The sequence below is a fragment of the Streptomyces sp. NPDC026589 genome, from assembly GCF_040638385.1.
Lineage (GTDB): Bacteria > Actinomycetota > Actinomycetes > Streptomycetales > Streptomycetaceae > Streptomyces.
The window spans coordinates 329466-346125 of sequence record NZ_JBEZYG010000003.1; the positions used below are offsets into that span (position 1 = coordinate 329466).

General features: G+C 73.0%; 10 protein-coding genes. All 10 read left to right on the forward strand.

Translation table 11 applies throughout. The annotated features are described in order from the left end of the window. Positions 1–29: 29 nt before the first annotated feature. The 10 genes from AB0F29_RS07420 to galE all read left to right on the forward strand — a co-directional run bounded on the left by AB0F29_RS07420 (position 30) and on the right by galE (position 16591). Positions 30–1556 carry a CYTH and CHAD domain-containing protein gene (locus AB0F29_RS07420; RefSeq protein ID WP_361868405.1) on the forward strand — a complete coding sequence of 509 codons (1527 nt, stop codon included), beginning with the start codon at positions 30–32 and terminating at the stop codon, positions 1554–1556. A 52-nt stretch (positions 1557–1608) separates the two neighbouring features. Then, positions 1609–3537, forward strand: coding sequence for a TIGR03960 family B12-binding radical SAM protein (locus AB0F29_RS07425; protein WP_361868407.1), 1929 nt, complete (start codon positions 1609–1611; stop codon positions 3535–3537). 68 nt (positions 3538–3605) lie between these two features. After that, complete coding sequence (locus tag AB0F29_RS07430; protein WP_361868409.1) at positions 3606–4787, forward strand: hypothetical protein; 1182 nt, start codon at positions 3606–3608, stop codon at positions 4785–4787. 122 nt (positions 4788–4909) lie between these two features. Then, positions 4910–5692 carry a TIGR03936 family radical SAM-associated protein gene (locus tag AB0F29_RS07435; RefSeq protein WP_361868411.1) on the forward strand — a complete coding sequence of 261 codons (783 nt, stop codon included), beginning with the start codon at positions 4910–4912 and terminating at the stop codon, positions 5690–5692. A 228-nt stretch (positions 5693–5920) separates the two neighbouring features. Beyond that, entirely contained in the window at positions 5921–10231 is a 4311-nt protein-coding gene (locus AB0F29_RS07440) for an Rne/Rng family ribonuclease (protein ID WP_361868414.1), read from the forward strand. A 335-nt stretch (positions 10232–10566) separates the two neighbouring features. Continuing rightward, on the forward strand, positions 10567–11685 hold the full coding sequence (locus AB0F29_RS07445) for a DegT/DnrJ/EryC1/StrS family aminotransferase (protein WP_361868417.1): 1119 nt from the start codon (positions 10567–10569) through the stop codon (positions 11683–11685). After that, positions 11682–12707, forward strand: coding sequence for a Gfo/Idh/MocA family oxidoreductase (locus AB0F29_RS07450; RefSeq protein WP_361868420.1), 1026 nt, complete (start codon positions 11682–11684; stop codon positions 12705–12707). Before AB0F29_RS07445 ends, AB0F29_RS07450 begins: the two co-directional genes overlap by 4 nt. Next, complete coding sequence (locus AB0F29_RS07455; protein WP_361868422.1) at positions 12704–14317, forward strand: glycosyltransferase; 1614 nt, start codon at positions 12704–12706, stop codon at positions 14315–14317. The genes AB0F29_RS07450 and AB0F29_RS07455 overlap by 4 nt, the downstream gene beginning before the upstream one ends. 4 nt (positions 14318–14321) lie before the next feature. Further along, complete coding sequence (locus tag AB0F29_RS07460) at positions 14322–15608, forward strand: nucleotide sugar dehydrogenase (protein WP_018959174.1); 1287 nt, start codon at positions 14322–14324, stop codon at positions 15606–15608. Between the two features lie 2 nt (positions 15609–15610). Further along, positions 15611–16591, forward strand: coding sequence for a UDP-glucose 4-epimerase GalE (gene galE / locus AB0F29_RS07465; RefSeq protein WP_361868426.1), 981 nt, complete (start codon positions 15611–15613; stop codon positions 16589–16591). Positions 16592–16660: the final 69 nt, after the last annotated feature.

Below are 16660 nucleotides of genomic sequence, written 5' to 3' on the forward strand. Positions count from 1 at the left end.
CCCGGCACACGCCGGGTAGGTGTCCGTACATGGCGGACACCAAGCGCGAGATCGAGCGGAAGTACGAAGCCACCGACGACACCCGGCTGCCCGACCTGACCCGGGCGGCCGGGGTCGACCGGACGGTCCACCGCGGCCTGACCGAGCTCGACGCCGTCTACTACGACACCGCCGACCTCCGCCTCGCCGCCGACTCCCTCACCCTGCGGCGCAGGACCGGCGGGGCGGACGAGGGCTGGCACGCGAAGTTCCCGGTCACCGTCGGCGTCCGGGACGAGATCCACGAACCGCTCTCCGACGCGGTGCCGCCCCCGCTGGCGGCCCTGCTCCGCTCCCGGGCCCGCCACGCGGAGATCGCCCCCGTCGTCCGGCTGCTCTCCTCCCGCGACGTCCACCACCTGCTGGCCGCCGACGGGACCCTCCTCGCCGAGGTCAGCGTCGACAAGGTGCTCGCGGAGCGCCTCGCGGGGGAGGGGAGCGGCGCCACCGCCGCCTGGACCGAGATCGAGGTGGAGCTGGCCGACGACGGCGATCCCGCGATCCTGGACGCCGTCGAGAAGCGGCTGCGGAAGGCGGGGGTGCACCCTGCCGAGTCCCCCTCGAAGCTCGCCAGGGCGCTGGCGGAGACGACCCCCGTACGGGACGGGGAAGGGCGGGAGAAGGACGCGCCGCACACCGCGGGCGACCACGTCCTCGCCTACGTACGGAAGCAGATCTCCGCGATCGTCCGCCTCGACCCCGCCGTCCGCCGCGATCTGCCCGACTCCGTGCACAAGATGCGCGTCGCCACCCGCAGGCTGCGCAGCACCTTCAAGACCCACCGGGCCCTCCTCGACCGCGAGGTCACCGACCCCCTGGGCGCGGAGCTCAAGTGGCTCGCCGCCGAACTGGGACTCGACCGCGACCAGGAGGTCCTGGACGAACGCCTCGGCACCCGCGTGGAGGCCCTGCCCGCCCCCCTGACCCTCGGCCCGGTCCGCGGCCGCCTCCGCGCCTGGTCGGCCGCCCGCCGCACCGGATCGCGCCGGAGGATCATCGACGTACTGGACGGGAAGCGGTACCTGGACCTCCTGGACGCCCTCGACGCGCTGAGCGCCGACCCGCCCCTGCGCTCCGCCGCCGCCCGCGCGCCCGGCAAGGCCCTGCCCAAGGCGGTGCTCAAGGACTACAAGAAGCTCGCGCGCCGTATGGACCGGGCTCTGGAGCAACCGCCGGGCCCCGAGCGGGACACCGCGATGCACGAGGCCCGCAAGGCCGCCAAGCGCGCCCGGTACGCCGGCGAGGCGGCCCGCCCCGCGCTCGGTAAGCCCGCCAAGCGCTTCGCCAAGCGCGTGAAGGCCGTACAGAGCGTCCTCGGCGACCACCAGGACAGCGTCGTCGCCCGCGAGGCCCTGCGCGCGCTCGCGATCCAGGGGCACGCGGCGGGGGAGACCGCGTTCACCTGGGGCCTCCTGTACGGCCAGGAGGAGGCCGCCGCCGAGGCCCGGGAGCGCGAACTGCCCGAGGTCTGGGCCCGCGCGTCGGCCCCCGGACTGCGCGCGGATCTGAGGAACTGAGGAGCGGGGTACGCTGAATGGTCACCCCTGCCGGCTCACGAAGGTTCGCGAGATGTCTGCCGCATCGGTCTTCCCACAGCTCGAAGCTCTGCTCCCGCATGTGCAGAAGCCCATCCAGTACGTCGGCGGTGAGCTGAACTCCACCGTCAAGGAGTGGGACAGCTGCGACGTCCGCTGGACCCTCATGTACCCCGACGCCTACGAGGTCGGGCTCCCCAACCAGGGCGTCATGATCCTCTACGAGGTGCTCAACGAGCGCGAGGGCGTCCTCGCCGAGCGCACGTACAGCGTCTGGCCGGACCTCGAAGCGCTGATGCGCGAGCACGACGTGCCGCAGTTCACCGTGGACAGCCACCGCCCCGTCGGCGCGTTCGACGTCTTCGGGCTGAGCTTCTCCACCGAGCTGGGCTACACCAACATGCTCACCGCCCTGGACCTCGCGGGCATTCCGCTGGAGTCCAAGGACCGCACCGTCGATCACCCGATCGTCCTCGCGGGCGGCCACGCCGCGTTCAACCCCGAGCCGATCGCGGACTTCATCGACTGCGCGGTCGTCGGCGACGGCGAGCAGGCCGTCCTGGAGATCACCGAGATCATCCGCGCCTGGAAGGCCGAGGGCCGCCCCGGCGGCCGTGACGAGGTGCTCTTCCGGCTGTCGAAGACCGGCGGGGTCTACGTCCCGCGGTTCTACGACGTCGAGTACCTCCCCGACGGCCGCATCGGCCGTGTCGTGCCCAACCGGTCCGGCGTGCCGTGGCGGGTCTCCAAGCACACGGTGATGGACCTCGACGAGTGGCCCTACCCCAAGCAGCCGCTCGTCCCGCTCGCGGAGACCGTGCACGAGCGGATGTCCGTGGAGATCTTCCGCGGCTGCACCCGCGGCTGCCGTTTCTGCCAGGCCGGCATGATCACGCGACCCGTGCGGGAGCGAAGCATCACCGGCATCGGCGAGATGGTCGAGAAGGGCCTCAAGGCGACCGGCTTCGAGGAGGTCGGCCTGCTCTCGCTCTCCTCCGCCGACCACAGCGAGATCGGCGACATCGCCAAGGGCCTCGCCGACCGCTACACCGAGGACAAGGTCGGCCTCTCGCTGCCCTCGACCCGCGTCGACGCGTTCAACGTCGACCTGGCCAACGAGCTGACCCGCAACGGCCGCCGCTCCGGCCTCACCTTCGCCCCCGAGGGCGGCTCCGAGCGCATGCGCAAGGTCATCAACAAGATGGTCTCGGAGGAGGACCTGATCCGGACGGTCGCCACCGCGTACGGCAACGGCTGGCGCCAGGTGAAGCTGTACTTCATGTGCGGCCTGCCCACCGAGACCGACGAGGACGTCCTCCAGATCGGCGACATGGCGGTCAAGGTCATCGCCAAGGGCCGCGAGGTCTCCGGCCAGAACGACATCCGCGCCACGGTCTCCATCGGCGGCTTCGTGCCCAAGCCGCACACGCCCTTCCAGTGGGCACCGCAGCTCAGCGCCGAGGACACCGACGCCCGGCTGAAGAAGCTCCGCGACAAGATCCGCGGCGACAAGAAGTACGGCCGCTCCATCGGCTTCCGCTACCACGACGGCAAGCCCGGCATCGTCGAGGGCCTCCTCTCGCGCGGCGACCGCCGAGTCGGCTCCGTCATCCGCGCGGTCTACGAGTCCGGCGGCCGCTTCGACGGCTGGCGCGAGCACTTCAGCTACGACCTGTGGATGAACTGCGCCGGGAAGACGCTGCCCGAATTCGGGGTCGACGTCGACTGGTACACCACCCGCGAGCGCACCTACGAGGAGGTCCTGCCCTGGGACCACCTCGACTCCGGCCTGGACAAGGACTGGCTCTGGGAGGACTGGCAGGACGCGCTCGACGAGACCGAGGTCGAGGACTGCCGCTGGACCCCCTGCTTCGACTGCGGGGTCTGCCCGCAGCTCGACCTGGACATCCAGATCGGCCCGACCGGCAAGAAGCTCCTGCCGCTCAGCGTCGTCAACAAGTAGCGCGTTCCCGAACGAACCGCAGGCCCGGCCCGGCAACCCCGGACCGGGCCTGACGCGTCCTTGACGGCATGGACTACGGCAAGCACCAGGCCCCTCAGGGGGCTCCTCAGGCGTACGAGCCGGGCGAAGGCATGCTGACCACGCTGATCAGGGTCCCGGTGCGGATCGTGGTCGTGGTGCTCGTCCTGCCCGTCCGCATGGTCTGGGACGCGCTCACCGCCCTCTGGCACGCCGCCGCCCGTGTACTGCTGCGCCCGCTGGGCCGGGCCCTGGCGTGGCTCCTCGACACCCTCGTGCTGACCCCGCTGGCCTGGCTGTACACCTGGGTCCTCACACCGCTCGGCAGGGCCGCCTCCTGGCTGGCCGTCGCGCTCCTCCTGTGGCCCTGGATCGGCCTGTGGCGGTACGTGATCGTCCCCGTGGTCCGCTACGGGGTCGCCGCGCCGGCGGCATGGCTGTACCGGGCCGTCCTCACCCCGCTGGGCCACGGGCTGCGCTGGATCGGCACCGCCCTGCTGGCCCCGGCGGCACGCGGCCTCGGAACCGGCCTGGCCTGGCTGTTCGCCACCCTGCTCGTCCTGCCGGTCGCGGCTCTGTGGCGGTACGTGATCGTCCCCGTGGTCCGCTACGGCCTGATCGTCCCGGTGGCGTGGCTGTACGAGGCCGTCCTCACCCCCCTCGGCCTCGGCACCGCCTGGGTGCTGGGCCAGGTGTGGCGGGGGATCGCGGCCACCGGACGCGGGCTGGGCATCGCCCTCGCCTGGCTGGTCATGACCCTGCTCGTCGCCCCGGTCTCCTGGACGTACCGCCACGTCCTCGTCCCGGTCGGCCGGGAGATCGCCGCCGCGTTCGAGGTCGCCTGGCGGATCGCCGGGTACGTCTCCCGGGCCGTCGGCCGGGCCCTCGCGTGGCTGGTCATGACGGTGCTCGTCGCGCCCGTCTCCTGGGCGTACCGCACCCTGTGCACTCCCGTCGGCCACTTCGTGCGTGACTCCGTGTGGGCCCCCGCCCGCCGCGCCGCCGCCGAGGTGCGCCGGGCCGCCCGCGCGGCCCTCACGTCCGCCCGGGAAACCGTGCGTCAGGCGCGCCGCGACGCCTGGCGGGCGCTGGTCGGCTCCACGGACGGCGCACGGTCCCGGGAACCGGTGGGGATCCCTGCGCGTACTCTGGGTAGTACAACGACTGTCCCCAGCGCGGCGCAGGCGTCCGAGACCCCTCTGCTCGGCGAGAAACTCGTCAAGCGGGGGTGAGCCGGAGCGGCGCCCGGGGGGCACCCGAATCTCGTGGGCGGCGCGCCACCGCGCCCGCCCCGCACCGAGGAGAAGAACCACTGGGCAAGCGACAGCCCGAAGGCCCGCCGCCCGCACCGGCAGTGCAGCGCATCCGCCTGCGCTACACCAAGCGCGGCCGCCTCCGGTTCACCAGCCACCGAGACTTCCAGCGGGCCTTCGAGCGGGCACTGCGCCGCTCCGAGGTGCCGATGGCGTACTCGGCGGGCTTCACCCCCCACCCCAAGGTCTCCTACGCCAATGCCGCACCCACCGGCACGGGCAGTGAGGCGGAGTTCCTGGAGATCGCCCTCACCGAGGCGCGGGACCCCGAGGTCCTGCGCGGACTGCTCGACGCCTCGATGCCGGACGGCCTCGACATCATCGACGCGGTGGAGGCCCGCACCTCGGGCCTGGCCGAGCGGCTCACCGCGTCCGTCTGGGAGATGCGCCTGGACGGCGTCGATCCCGAGGACGTCCGCACCGCCGTGGCCGCGTTCAACGACGCCGAGGCCGTGGAGGTCCAGCGCAAGGCGAAGAACGGTATCAGGACGTTCGACGCCCGTGCCGCCGTCGCCGACCTCCGGGTCGTCGACGCTCCGGCCGATAGGCCGGTCGAGCGGCCCTGTGCGATACTGCGCCTGGTTGTTCGGCACGTGACACCTGCCGTGCGACCCGACGACGTCCTGTCCGGTCTCCGAGCTGTGGCCGACTTGGTGCCGCCCGTCCCCGCTGCGGTGACGAGGCTGGCGCAGGGGCTCTTCGACGAGGAGTCCGGCACGGTGACCGACCCTCTCGCGCCTGACCGCGAGGCCGCCCCGACCGCGCATCCCGCGGTCGCCGGGGCAGCCGTCGCGACGGCGCCGGAAGGCGCGGGTTCCGCGTAAGGCGGTCGTCGTAGCGCAGCCCTCCGACTCGGGAGCCACCGGGGTCGGGCCGCGCACTGACCCATAAGACTTTCGCCAGGCCGTAGGCACACCGCATACGGAACCGGCGAGCCAGACATCAGTTCCCGTGCGGCGCCCGCGCCCCGGACGGCGGTATCGCACCACTGCGGACCGTGCCGGACCGGAATCAGACGCGGCGCCCGGGAGCACGACGGGAGAACCGCCCGCATGCCTCAGCCGAACGAACCCGGCACGACCGGGAACAACGAAGAGAACACCCCCGGGGACAAGCTGCCGCCGCGCCGCAGGCGCCGCGCCGCTTCCCGCCCGGCGGGCCCGCCCGGCGCTGCCGTGGCCCCCGCCGAGGACGTCACGCCGGCCATACCGGCCGAGACGTCCGCCGCCCCGGCCACGGACGACACGCCCGGCGAGACGGTCGCCGAGACCGCCCCGCCCGCCCGTACGCGTCGTCGCGCCGTGCGGAAGGCCACCGCGCCCGCCGGAGCCCCGGAGCCGGTGGAGAACACCGAGCCCGCCCCGGTCGCCGAGGCCGCACCGGTCCCCGAGGCCGCACCGGCCGCCGCCGCCGAGGAGGAGCCGGCCGCACCCGCGCCGCGCGCCCGCCGCCGAGCGGTCCGCAAGGCGACCGCTCCGGCCGGTGCGCCGGAGGCCGCCGAGACCGTGGCCCCGGTCGTCGAGACCCCGGTGGAGCCCGCCGAGGAGGCCGAGCCCGAGGAAGAGGCCGAGGCCGTCGTCGAGGTCGTCGAGGAGCCCCCGGCGCCCCGCCGCCGTCGCGCCTCCCGCAAGGCCACCGCCCCCGCGGGCGCCCCGGCAGCGGCCGAGGCCGCCGTCGTGGTCGAGCCGGCCGTCGCCGCCGAGCCCGCCGCCGTGGTCGAGCCCGCCGCTGCCGTCGTCGAGCCGGAGCCCGCCGAGGCCCCTCGCGGCCGTGCCCGCCGCCGTGCTTCGGCCCCCGCCGGTACGCCGGGCGCCGCCGCGCCCGGCGCTCGGACGGTGACCGAGCCGACGCCCGTCGCCGCCGAGACCCCCGCGGCCGAGGTGGAGGCCGTCGAGGAGACGTCGGCCCCGCGCACCCGACGCCGCGCGTCCCGCAAGGCGTCCGCGCCCGCCGGTACGCCGCAGCCGGCCGCCGAGCCCGTCGAGACCCCCGCGGAGGCCGGCGAGAGCCTGCCCGCCGTCGTCGCCGAGGAGCTCGCCGCCGAGGTGGAGGAGGTCGAGGAGGCCGCACCGCGCGGACGCCAGCGCCGCCGGGCCACCGCTGCCGCCGGTCGCCCCGAGTTCACGACCAAGCCCGAGGAGCCGACGCGCAAGGGCCGGCGCGCGACGCGCCCCGCCGTCGCCGTCTTCCAGGCCCCGGTCTTCGCCGAGCCGATGTTCCAGACCCCCGAGACCGCGGCAGCCGCCGCTGCCGCGGCCGGTTCCCCCTCGGCGCCCGACGAGGCCGACGAGGTCGAGGAGCAGCAGACCGCCGAGGTCGAGCAGAGCGCCCCGCCCGCCGAGGCCGCGCCGCAGGGCGGCTCGCGCCGTCGTCGTCGCCGCCGTGGCGAGGCCGACGTGACCGAGCAGGCCGCCGAGCCCGCCGCTCCCGTGGAGGCGCCCGCCGAGCAGCCCGTCGACGAGGCCCCCGAGGCCGAGGCGGACGAGCACGAGGGCGAGGACGCCGACGAGTACGGCGACCGCCCCTCGCGCCGTCGCCGTCGTGGCGGCCGTCGCCGCCGTCGTGGCGAGGCCAACGACACGGACGACGAGCAGCAGCACACTGACGACGCTCCCGCGTCCCGCGCCGAGGAGACCCGCTCCGAGGACGAGCAGGACCGGGGCCGGGGCCAGGTCGCGGACGCCGCCGACGAGCAGGACGAGGACGACGACTCCTCGGCCTCCGGGTCGAGCAGCAGCCGCCGTCGCCGCCGTCGCCGCCGCCGCAGCGGTGACGCCGCGGCCGAGGCCGACCACGGCACCCCCGACGACCCGGAGCGTACGGTCGTCAAGGTCCGCGAGCCCCGTAAGAAGGAGGAGCGCGAGCCGGGCACCGGTTTCGACGAGGTCCAGTCCATCAAGGGCTCGACGCGTATGGAGGCCAAGAAGCAGCGCCGCCGCGAGGGCCGCGAGCAGGGCCGCCGCCGGGTCCCGATCATCACCGAGGCGGAGTTCCTCGCCCGCCGCGAGGCCGTCGAGCGCGTGATGGTCGTCCGCCAGAGCGGCGAGCGCACCCAGATCGGCGTCCTTGAGGACAACGTGCTCGTCGAGCACTACGTCAACAAGGAGCAGGCCACCAGCTACGTCGGCAACGTCTACCTGGGCAAGGTCCAGAACGTGCTGCCGTCCATGGAGGCCGCCTTCGTCGACATCGGCAAGGGCCGCAACGCCGTCCTGTACGCCGGTGAGGTCAACTTCGAGGCACTCGGCATGGCCCACGGGCCGCGCCGCATCGAGACCGCGCTCAAGTCCGGCCAGTCGGTCCTGGTCCAGGTGACCAAGGACCCGATCGGCCACAAGGGCGCGCGTCTGACCAGCCAGGTCTCGCTGCCCGGCCGCTACCTCGTCTACGTGCCCGAGGGCTCGATGACCGGGATCAGCCGCAAGCTGCCCGACACCGAGCGCTCCCGCCTCAAGACCATCCTCAAGAAGATCGTCCCCGAGGACGCGGGCGTCATCGTGCGCACCGCCGCCGAGGGCGCGAGCGAGGACGAGCTGCGCCGTGACGTCGAGCGGCTCCAGGGGCAGTGGGAGGACATCCAGCGGAAGGCGAAGGGCACCAGCGGCTCCAACGCGCCGACGCTGCTCTACGGCGAGCCGGACATGACCGTCCGGGTCGTCCGCGACATCTTCAACGAGGACTTCTCCAAGGTCATCGTCAGCGGCGACGAGGCGTGGGAGACCATCCACGGTTACGTCTCGCACGTCGCGCCCGACCTCACCGAGCGGCTCTCCCGCTGGACCTCCGAGGTCGACGTCTTCGCGACGTACCGCATCGACGAGCAGCTGATGAAGGCGCTGGACCGCAAGGTCTACCTGCCCAGCGGCGGTTCGCTGGTGATCGACAAGACCGAGGCGATGATCGTCGTCGACGTCAACACCGGCAAGTTCACCGGCCAGGGCGGCAACCTGGAGGAGACCGTCACCAGGAACAACCTGGAGGCGGCCGAGGAGATCGTGCGTCAGCTGCGGCTGCGCGACCTCGGCGGCATCGTCGTCGTCGACTTCATCGACATGGTGCTGGAGTCCAACCGGGACCTGGTGCTGCGGCGGCTCCTGGAGTGCCTGGGCCGCGACCGCACCAAGCACCAGGTCGCCGAGGTCACCTCGCTGGGCCTGGTCCAGATGACCCGCAAGCGGGTGGGCCAGGGTCTGCTGGAGTCCTTCTCCGAGACCTGCGTCCACTGCAACGGGCGCGGCGTCATCGTCCACATGGAGCAGCCGACGTCCGTCGGCGGCGGTGGCGGCGGCAAGAAGTCCAAGAAGCGCGGCCGCGGCGGCGCGGGTCAGGACCACGAGCACGGCCCGGACCACGAGCACGGTCACGACGAGCACGCGGCCGAGCCCGCCGAGACCGAGGCCGAGCTGGCCGCGGAGGTCGCCGCCCCGGTGTCCCTGGCGGACCTGGAACCGGCCGCCGACGAGGAGTTCTACAGCAGCCCCGCCGAGGCCGAGGCCGCCGCCACGCGCGGCCGTGGCCGCCGTCGGGCCTCTCGTAAGGCGTCGGCCCCGGCCGGTGCCCCGAGGTCCGAGGCGCCCGCCCCGGTCGTCGAGGCTCCCGTCGTCGAGACCCGGCCCGAACCGGTTCTCGCCACGCCCGCCGAGACCCCGGCCGCCGAGGCCGCCGCTGTGGAGGCCCCGGAGACCGCCGAGGTCCCCGAGGCTCCGGTCGAGGCCGCGCCCCAGGGGCGCCCGCGCCGTCGGGCCACCCGTAAGGCGACCGCCCCGGCGGGTTCGCCGAAGCAGGCCGAGGCCGCGGAGCCGGTCCGGCCGGCCGAGCCCACCACGGACCCGGTCGCGGTCGAGGACCCGGTCGTCGAGGCGCCCGCCGTCGAGACGCCGGCCCCGGAGGCTGCGGAGGAGAAGGCCCCCGAGGCCGAGACCCCCGTGGCCGCCCCGCCGCGCGCCCGGCGCCGGGTGACCCGCAAGGTCACCGCACCGGCGGGCTCGCCCACCGGGTCGGACGACGCGGAGGTCGTCGTGGTCGCTCCGGCGCCCGAGGCGAAGGCCGCGGAATCCGAGGACCTGGGCGCCACTCAGGGAGCCGCGGAATCCGGAACGGCGGAATCCGAATCCGAGTCCGCGGAACCGGCCCCGGCGAAGAAGACGGCCCGCAAGGCCGCGGCCAAGAAGGCGCCTGCGAAGAAGGCCCCGGCGAAGAAGGCCGCCGCCAAGAAGACCGTCGCGAAGAAGACCGCCGCCAAGAAGACAACGGCCAAGACGGCCGCGAAGAAGACGACGAAGAAGACCGTCGCCGCTGAGCAGTCGTCGCCGTCCGTAACGGCTTCCACGCCTTCCGTGGAGGGCGAGTCGTCGGCCGGCTGATGAATCCGTAACCGGTTGTTCATCTAAAGGTGTCCCGCTCCGAGCACATCGGGGCGGGACACCTGCTTTGTTTCAGAACTGATGCAGGAGCCGGTTAACGGGCCCGAAATGGGCTGAGAAATCCCTGATAATGTGACGGCGGTTGCCACGCGTGTGAGCGTTCTTCACGGAAACTACGGTTGGTGACAAGGCCCGGCGAACCTACCGACCGGGCCGGATTCCTCGGCAGGGCGTCGGCATCGCGCCGGTGGGGTTACGCGCGACCTCGGTAAGACGTCCCGCACCTCGGAGCTCTGCCTGGTAACGAGCTCTTGCGGTGTTCAAGGAGGACGTTCATGACGAGCATCAACGAGCAGCCGATTCCTGCTGCCCGCCCGGTCATCGGGGAAGACGAGATCGAGGCCGCCGTGCGCGTGCTGCGCAGCGGTCGCGTCGTGCAGGGCCCGGAGGTCGCGGCCTTCGAGGAGGGCTTCTCCCGCCTGGTCGACGACCGGCACTGCGTCGCCGTCAACTCGGGGACCTCGGCCCTCCACCTGCTGCTGCTGGCCCTGGGCATCGGCCCCGGCGACGAGGTGATCGTCCCCTCCTTCTCCTTCGCCGCCTCCGCGAACGCGGTCCGCCTCGTCGGCGCCGACGTGGTGTTCGCCGACATCGAGCCGGGCAGCTTCGGCCTCGACCCCGCCGCGGTCGAAGCCGCGATCACCCCCCGCACCGCCGCGATCATGCCGGTGCACCTCTACGGCCACCCCGCCGCGATGGACCGGCTCATGCCCATCGCCGACCAGCACAAGCTCGCCGTCGTCGAGGACGCCTGCCAGGCCCACGCCGCGGCGCTGAACGGGACCCCCGTCGGCGCGTTCGGCGCGGGCGGCACCTTCAGCTTCTACCCGACCAAGAACATGCACTCCTTGGAGGGCGGCATGGTCACCACGGCCGACGCCGAACTGGCCCGTACCCTGCGCCTCCTGCGCAACCAGGGCATGGAGCAGCGGTACGCCAACGAGATCGTCGGCGCCAACATGCGGATGACCGACGTGTCCGCCGCCGTCGGCCGCGTACAGCTCGGCAAGGTGGAGGCATGGACCGAGCAGCGCCGCGCCAACGCCGCGTACCTCGACGCCCACATCACCGCCCCGGCCGTCACCACGCCGCCGGTGGCCGAGGGCGCCCGGCACGTCTACCACCAGTACACCGTGCGGATCAGCGGTGACCGGGACGCCGCGATGGCGAAGCTCACCGAGGCGGGCATCGGCAACGCGGTCTACTACCCGACGCCGATCCACCGGCTCAAGCCCTACTGGGAGCCGGACCAGAAGGCCGGCCGCACCTGGGACCTGCCCGAGACCGAGCGGGCCGCCGCCGAGGTCGTCTCGCTGCCCGTCCACCCCTCGCTCACCGAGGGCGACCTGGAGCGGATCGCCGCCGCGGTGAACTCCCTGGGGGAGAACCTGTGAGCACCGTACTGAAGGCCGGACTCATCGGCCTCGGCTCCATGGGCCGCCACCACGCCCGCGTCCTCGCGAGCCTGGAGGGCGTCGAGCTGGTCGGCGTCGTCGACCCGATGGGTGACAAGAACGGCTGGGCCCAGGGTGCCCCCGTCCTCGCCACCGTCGAGGAGCTCATCGCCCTCGGCATCGACTATGCCGTCGTGGCCTGCCCGACCGCGCTGCACGAGGAGGTCGGCCTCCAGCTCGCCGACGCCGGAGTCAGCGCCCTGATCGAGAAGCCGCTCGCCGACACCGTCGAGGGCGCGCGCCGCCTCGTCGACGCGTTCGAGTCGCGCGGCCTGGTGGCCGGCGTCGGCCACATCGAGCGGTGCAACCCGGCGCTCCTCTCGCTCCGCGCCCGCCTGGAGGCCGGCGAGCTGGGCGACGTCTACCAGGTGGTCACGCGCCGCCAGGGCCCGTTCCCGCACCGGATCGCCGACGTCGGCGTGGTCAAGGACCTGGCCACCCACGACATCGACCTGACGGGCTGGGTCACCGGCCGTACGTACACCTCGATCGCCGCCCACACCGTCTCCAAGTCGGGCCGCCCGCACGAGGACATGGTCTCCGCCGTGGGCCAGCTGTCCGACGGCACGATGGTCAACCACCTGGTCAACTGGCTGAGCCCGCTCAAGGAACGCTTCACCTCGGTCACCGGCGAGCGCGGCTGCTTCATCGCCGACACCCTCACCGCCGACCTCACCTTCCACTCCAACGCCGCGGTCACCACCGAGTGGGAGGCGCTGCGCGCCTTCCGCGGGGTCTCCGAGGGCGACATGATCCGCTACGCCATCCCCAAGCGCGAGCCGCTGCTCGTCGAGCACGAGCTGTTCCGCGACGCCGTACAGGGCAAGCCGGCCGACATCTGCACCCTGCGCCAGGGGCTCCGTACGGTCGAGGTGGCCGCCTCCGTGCTGGAATCCGCCACCACCGGCACCACGGTGCTGATCCCGGCGGACCAGGATCAGGAGCAGGGGCCCAGAAGGTGACCACACCCGATGTCACGGTGGTCGTGGCCGTCTACAACACGATGCCCTACCTCACCGAGTGCCTCGACTCGCTGGTGGGCCAGAGCATCGGTCACGAGCGGCTCCAGGTCGTGGCGGTCGACGACGGTTCGACCGACGACAGCGGCAAGGAACTCGACCGCTACGCCCAGCGGTACCCGGACGTCTTCACCGTCGTCCACCAGCCCAACTCGGGCGGCCCGGCCGCTCCGAGCAACCGTGCCCTCGACCTGGCGACCGGTCGCTTCGTGTACTTCATCGGCTCGGACGACCACCTCGGCGAAGAGGCGCTGGAGCGGATGGTCGCCTGCGCCGACGCCAACGAGTCCGACGTGGTCGTCGGCAAGATGGTCGGCACGAACGGGCGTTACGTCCACCAGAAGCTGTACACGGGCAACCGCGACGTCACCCTCGACGACCCCGAGCTGCCCTACACCCTGGCCAACACCAAGCTCTTCCGCCGGGAACTGGTCGAGCAGCACGGGCTCCGCTTCCCCGAGGACATGCCGGTCGGCAGCGACCAGCCGTTCACCATCGAGGCGTGCGTCCGGGCCCGGAAGATCTCCGTGATCTCCGACTACACCTGCTACTACGCGGTCAAGCGCGGTGACGCGAGCAACATCACCTACCGGGCGAACCACCTGGCCCGGCTCCGCTGCGTCCAGCGGATCATGGAGCACACGGCCGCCCTGATCCCCGCCGGCCCGCGGCGTGACGCCGTGTTCAAGCGGCATTTCGACTGGGAGCTGACCAAGCTCCTGCAGAAGGACTTCCCCACGCTCGACGCCGACACCCGTCGCCAGGTGTGCGAAGGCGTCGGCGCCCTGGTGGACGCCCACTTCACCGACGGCCTGCGCGACGGCACCGGGGTCAAGCGCCGGGTGCGCTTCGGCCTCGCCCGGAGCGGCGCCGTCGACGAGCTCACCCGCGCCATCGCGGAGGAGACCGAGCGCGGAGCGCCGCCCTTCCTGCTGGAGGGCGACCGGGCCTTCGCCTCCTACCCCGGATTCCGCGACGCGGCCGTCGGCCTCGACGAGCGGTACTACGAGGTGCTCGGCGAGTCGGTCGCCGGGCGCCTCTCCGCCGGCACACGCCTGGAGTCGGCCGACTGGGAGCAGGAGGGCACGGACCTGGCCTGCGTCCTGCGGCTGCGCGCCGGCATCACCGGCGACACCTCCTCGGCCGTCGTCGCCCTCGCCCAGGGCGCCATGCCCCAGAGCGCGGACAAGTCCGGCGCGCGCAAGCTGCCCGCGGACGCCCCGCGCCCGGAGCGTGCCGGCACGCTCACCGCCGAAGCGGCGAAGGACGGCGGCACCCTGCTGACCGCCCGTATCCCGCTGGCGCCCACCCGCACCAAGAGGGGCGCCCGCCTCTACGTGAACGTGGCGGGCACCCCGTACGAGATCCCGGTCCGCACCGAAGGGCAGCCGATGCCGCTGGCCCGCCGCTGGGGGAGCACCGACCCCCACCGGGTGGCGGCGAACACCAACACCAAGGGCCGGCTCGTGATCACGACGGCCCCCCTGCGGGAACCGAAGCCAGGCGTGGGCGCACGGCTGCGCCGCACGCTGTCCAGGTCGAAGAGGAAGTAACCCGATGAATATCTGTGTAGTCGCGCTCGGCAAGATCGGACTTCCGCTCGCCGTGCAGTTCGCCGCCAAGGGCCACAAGGTCATCGGCGCGGACGTCAACGAGAAGGTCGTCGAACTCGTCAACGCGGCCACCGAGCCGTTCCCCGGTGAGCACGACCTCGACCGCCTGCTCAAGGAGACCGTCGGCGCCGGCCTGCTCTCCGCCACGACGGACACCACGGCGGCGGTCGCCGCTTCCGACGCCGTCGTGGTCGTCGTCCCGCTCTTCGTGGACGCCGAGGGCACCCCCGACTTCGGCTGGATGGACTCCGCCACCAAGGCCATCGCCGCGGGCCTGAAGCCCGGCACCCTGGTCAGCTACGAGACCACGCTGCCGGTCGGCACCACCCGTACCCGCTGGGCGCCGATGCTGGCCGAGGGCTCGGGCCTGACCCCCGGCGAGGACTTCCACCTGGTCTTCTCCCCGGAGCGGGTGCTCACCGGCCGGGTCTTCGCCGACCTGCGCCGCTACCCCAAGCTCGTCGGCGGCATCGACGAGGCGTCCGCCGAGCGCGGCGTCGCCTTCTACGAGGCCGTCCTCGACTTCGACGAGCGCGAGGACCTGCCCCGCCCCAACGGCGTCTGGGACCTCGGCACGGCGGAGGCCTCCGAGCTGGCGAAGCTCGCCGAGACCACCTACCGCGACGTCAACATCGGCCTGGCCAACCAGTTCGCCCGGTTCGCCGGCCAGAACGGCATCGACGTCAAGAAGGTCATCGAGGCCTGCAACAGCCAGCCCTACAGCCACATCCACCAGCCCGGCATCGCCGTCGGCGGCCACTGCATCCCGATCTACCCGCGGATGTACCTGTGGAACGACCCGGAGGCGACCGTCGTGCGCTCGGCCCGCGAGGCCAACGCCGCGATGCCCGCGTACGCCGTCGACCTGCTGGCCGCCGCCTACGGTGACCTGGACGGTGTCGGGGTCCTGGTGCTCGGCGCGGCCTACCGCGGCGGCGTCAAGGAGACCGCCTTCTCCGGCGTCTTCGGCGTCGTCGAGGCCCTGAAGGCGCGGGGCGCGGTGCCGTTCGTCTCGGACCCGATGTACACCCCCGAGGAGCTGACAGCCCTCGGCCTCGTCCCGCACGACGCCCACCAGGCCGTCACCGCCGCGATCCTCCAGGCCGACCACGCCGAGTACCGCGAGCTGTCCGCCGCCGACCTCCCGGACGTCCGCGTCCTGGTCGACGGCCGCCGCACCACGGACCCGGCGAACTGGGCCGGCGTGCGCCGCGTCGTCATCGGCGGCTGACGATGACCTGGCTGATCACCGGCGGGGCCGGCTACATCGGATCCCACGTCGTCGCGCAGATGGCGGGCGAGGAGCGCCTCGTCGTCCTCGACGACCTCAGCACCGGGCGCGCGGACCGCCTCCCCGAAGGTGTCCCGCTCGTCGTGGGCTCGGTCCTGGACCGGGAGCTGCTCGACCGGGTGCTGGCCGACCACGCGGTGACCGGCATCGTGCACATCGCGGGCAAGAAGCAGGTGGCGGAGTCCGTCGAACGACCGCTGTACTACTACCGCGAGAACGTCGACGGCCTGCGCACCCTGCTGGAGGCGGCGGCCTCGGCCGGTGTCCGCCGCTTCCTGTTCTCCTCGTCGGCGGCGGTCTACGGCATGCCCGACGTCGACCTGGTCACCGAGGACACCCCGTGTCTGCCGCTCAGCCCGTACGGCGAGACCAAACTGGCGGGCGAGTGGCTGGTGGCCGCGGCCGGCCGGGCGCACTCCATGGCCACGGCCTCCCTGCGCTACTTCAACGTGGCCGGGGCCGCTTCGGCGGAACTGGCCGACGAGGGCGTCTTCAACCTGGTCCCGATGGTCTTCGAACGCCTGGAGGCCGACGAGGCCCCCAGGATCTTCGGCGACGACTATCCGACCCCGGACGGCACCTGCGTCCGTGACTACGTCCATGTGGAGGACATCGCCTCCGCGCACGTCGCCGCGGCCCGCCGACTGGCCGGCGACCCGTCCGCCGCACTGGTCCTGAACATCGGCCGGGGCGAGGGGGCCTCCGTCGCCGAGATGGTCGGCATCATCCTCGACGTCACCGGCCGCACCGGCCCGCCCCCGGTCACCGGGGCCCGCCGCCCCGGAGACCCGGCCCGGGTGGTCGCCTCCGTGGACCGCATCGCCGGGGAGCTGGACTGGTCGGCCCGGCACGGCATACGCACCATGGTCGAGTCGGCCTGGGCGGGGTGGCGCCTGCGGCACGAGCCACGGGCTTCGGAATGAGGCACCGCACCCCGGGCCGGCCCGGACACCGGGCGTCACGAAGAACGACCACCGAAACCCAGCAGAACA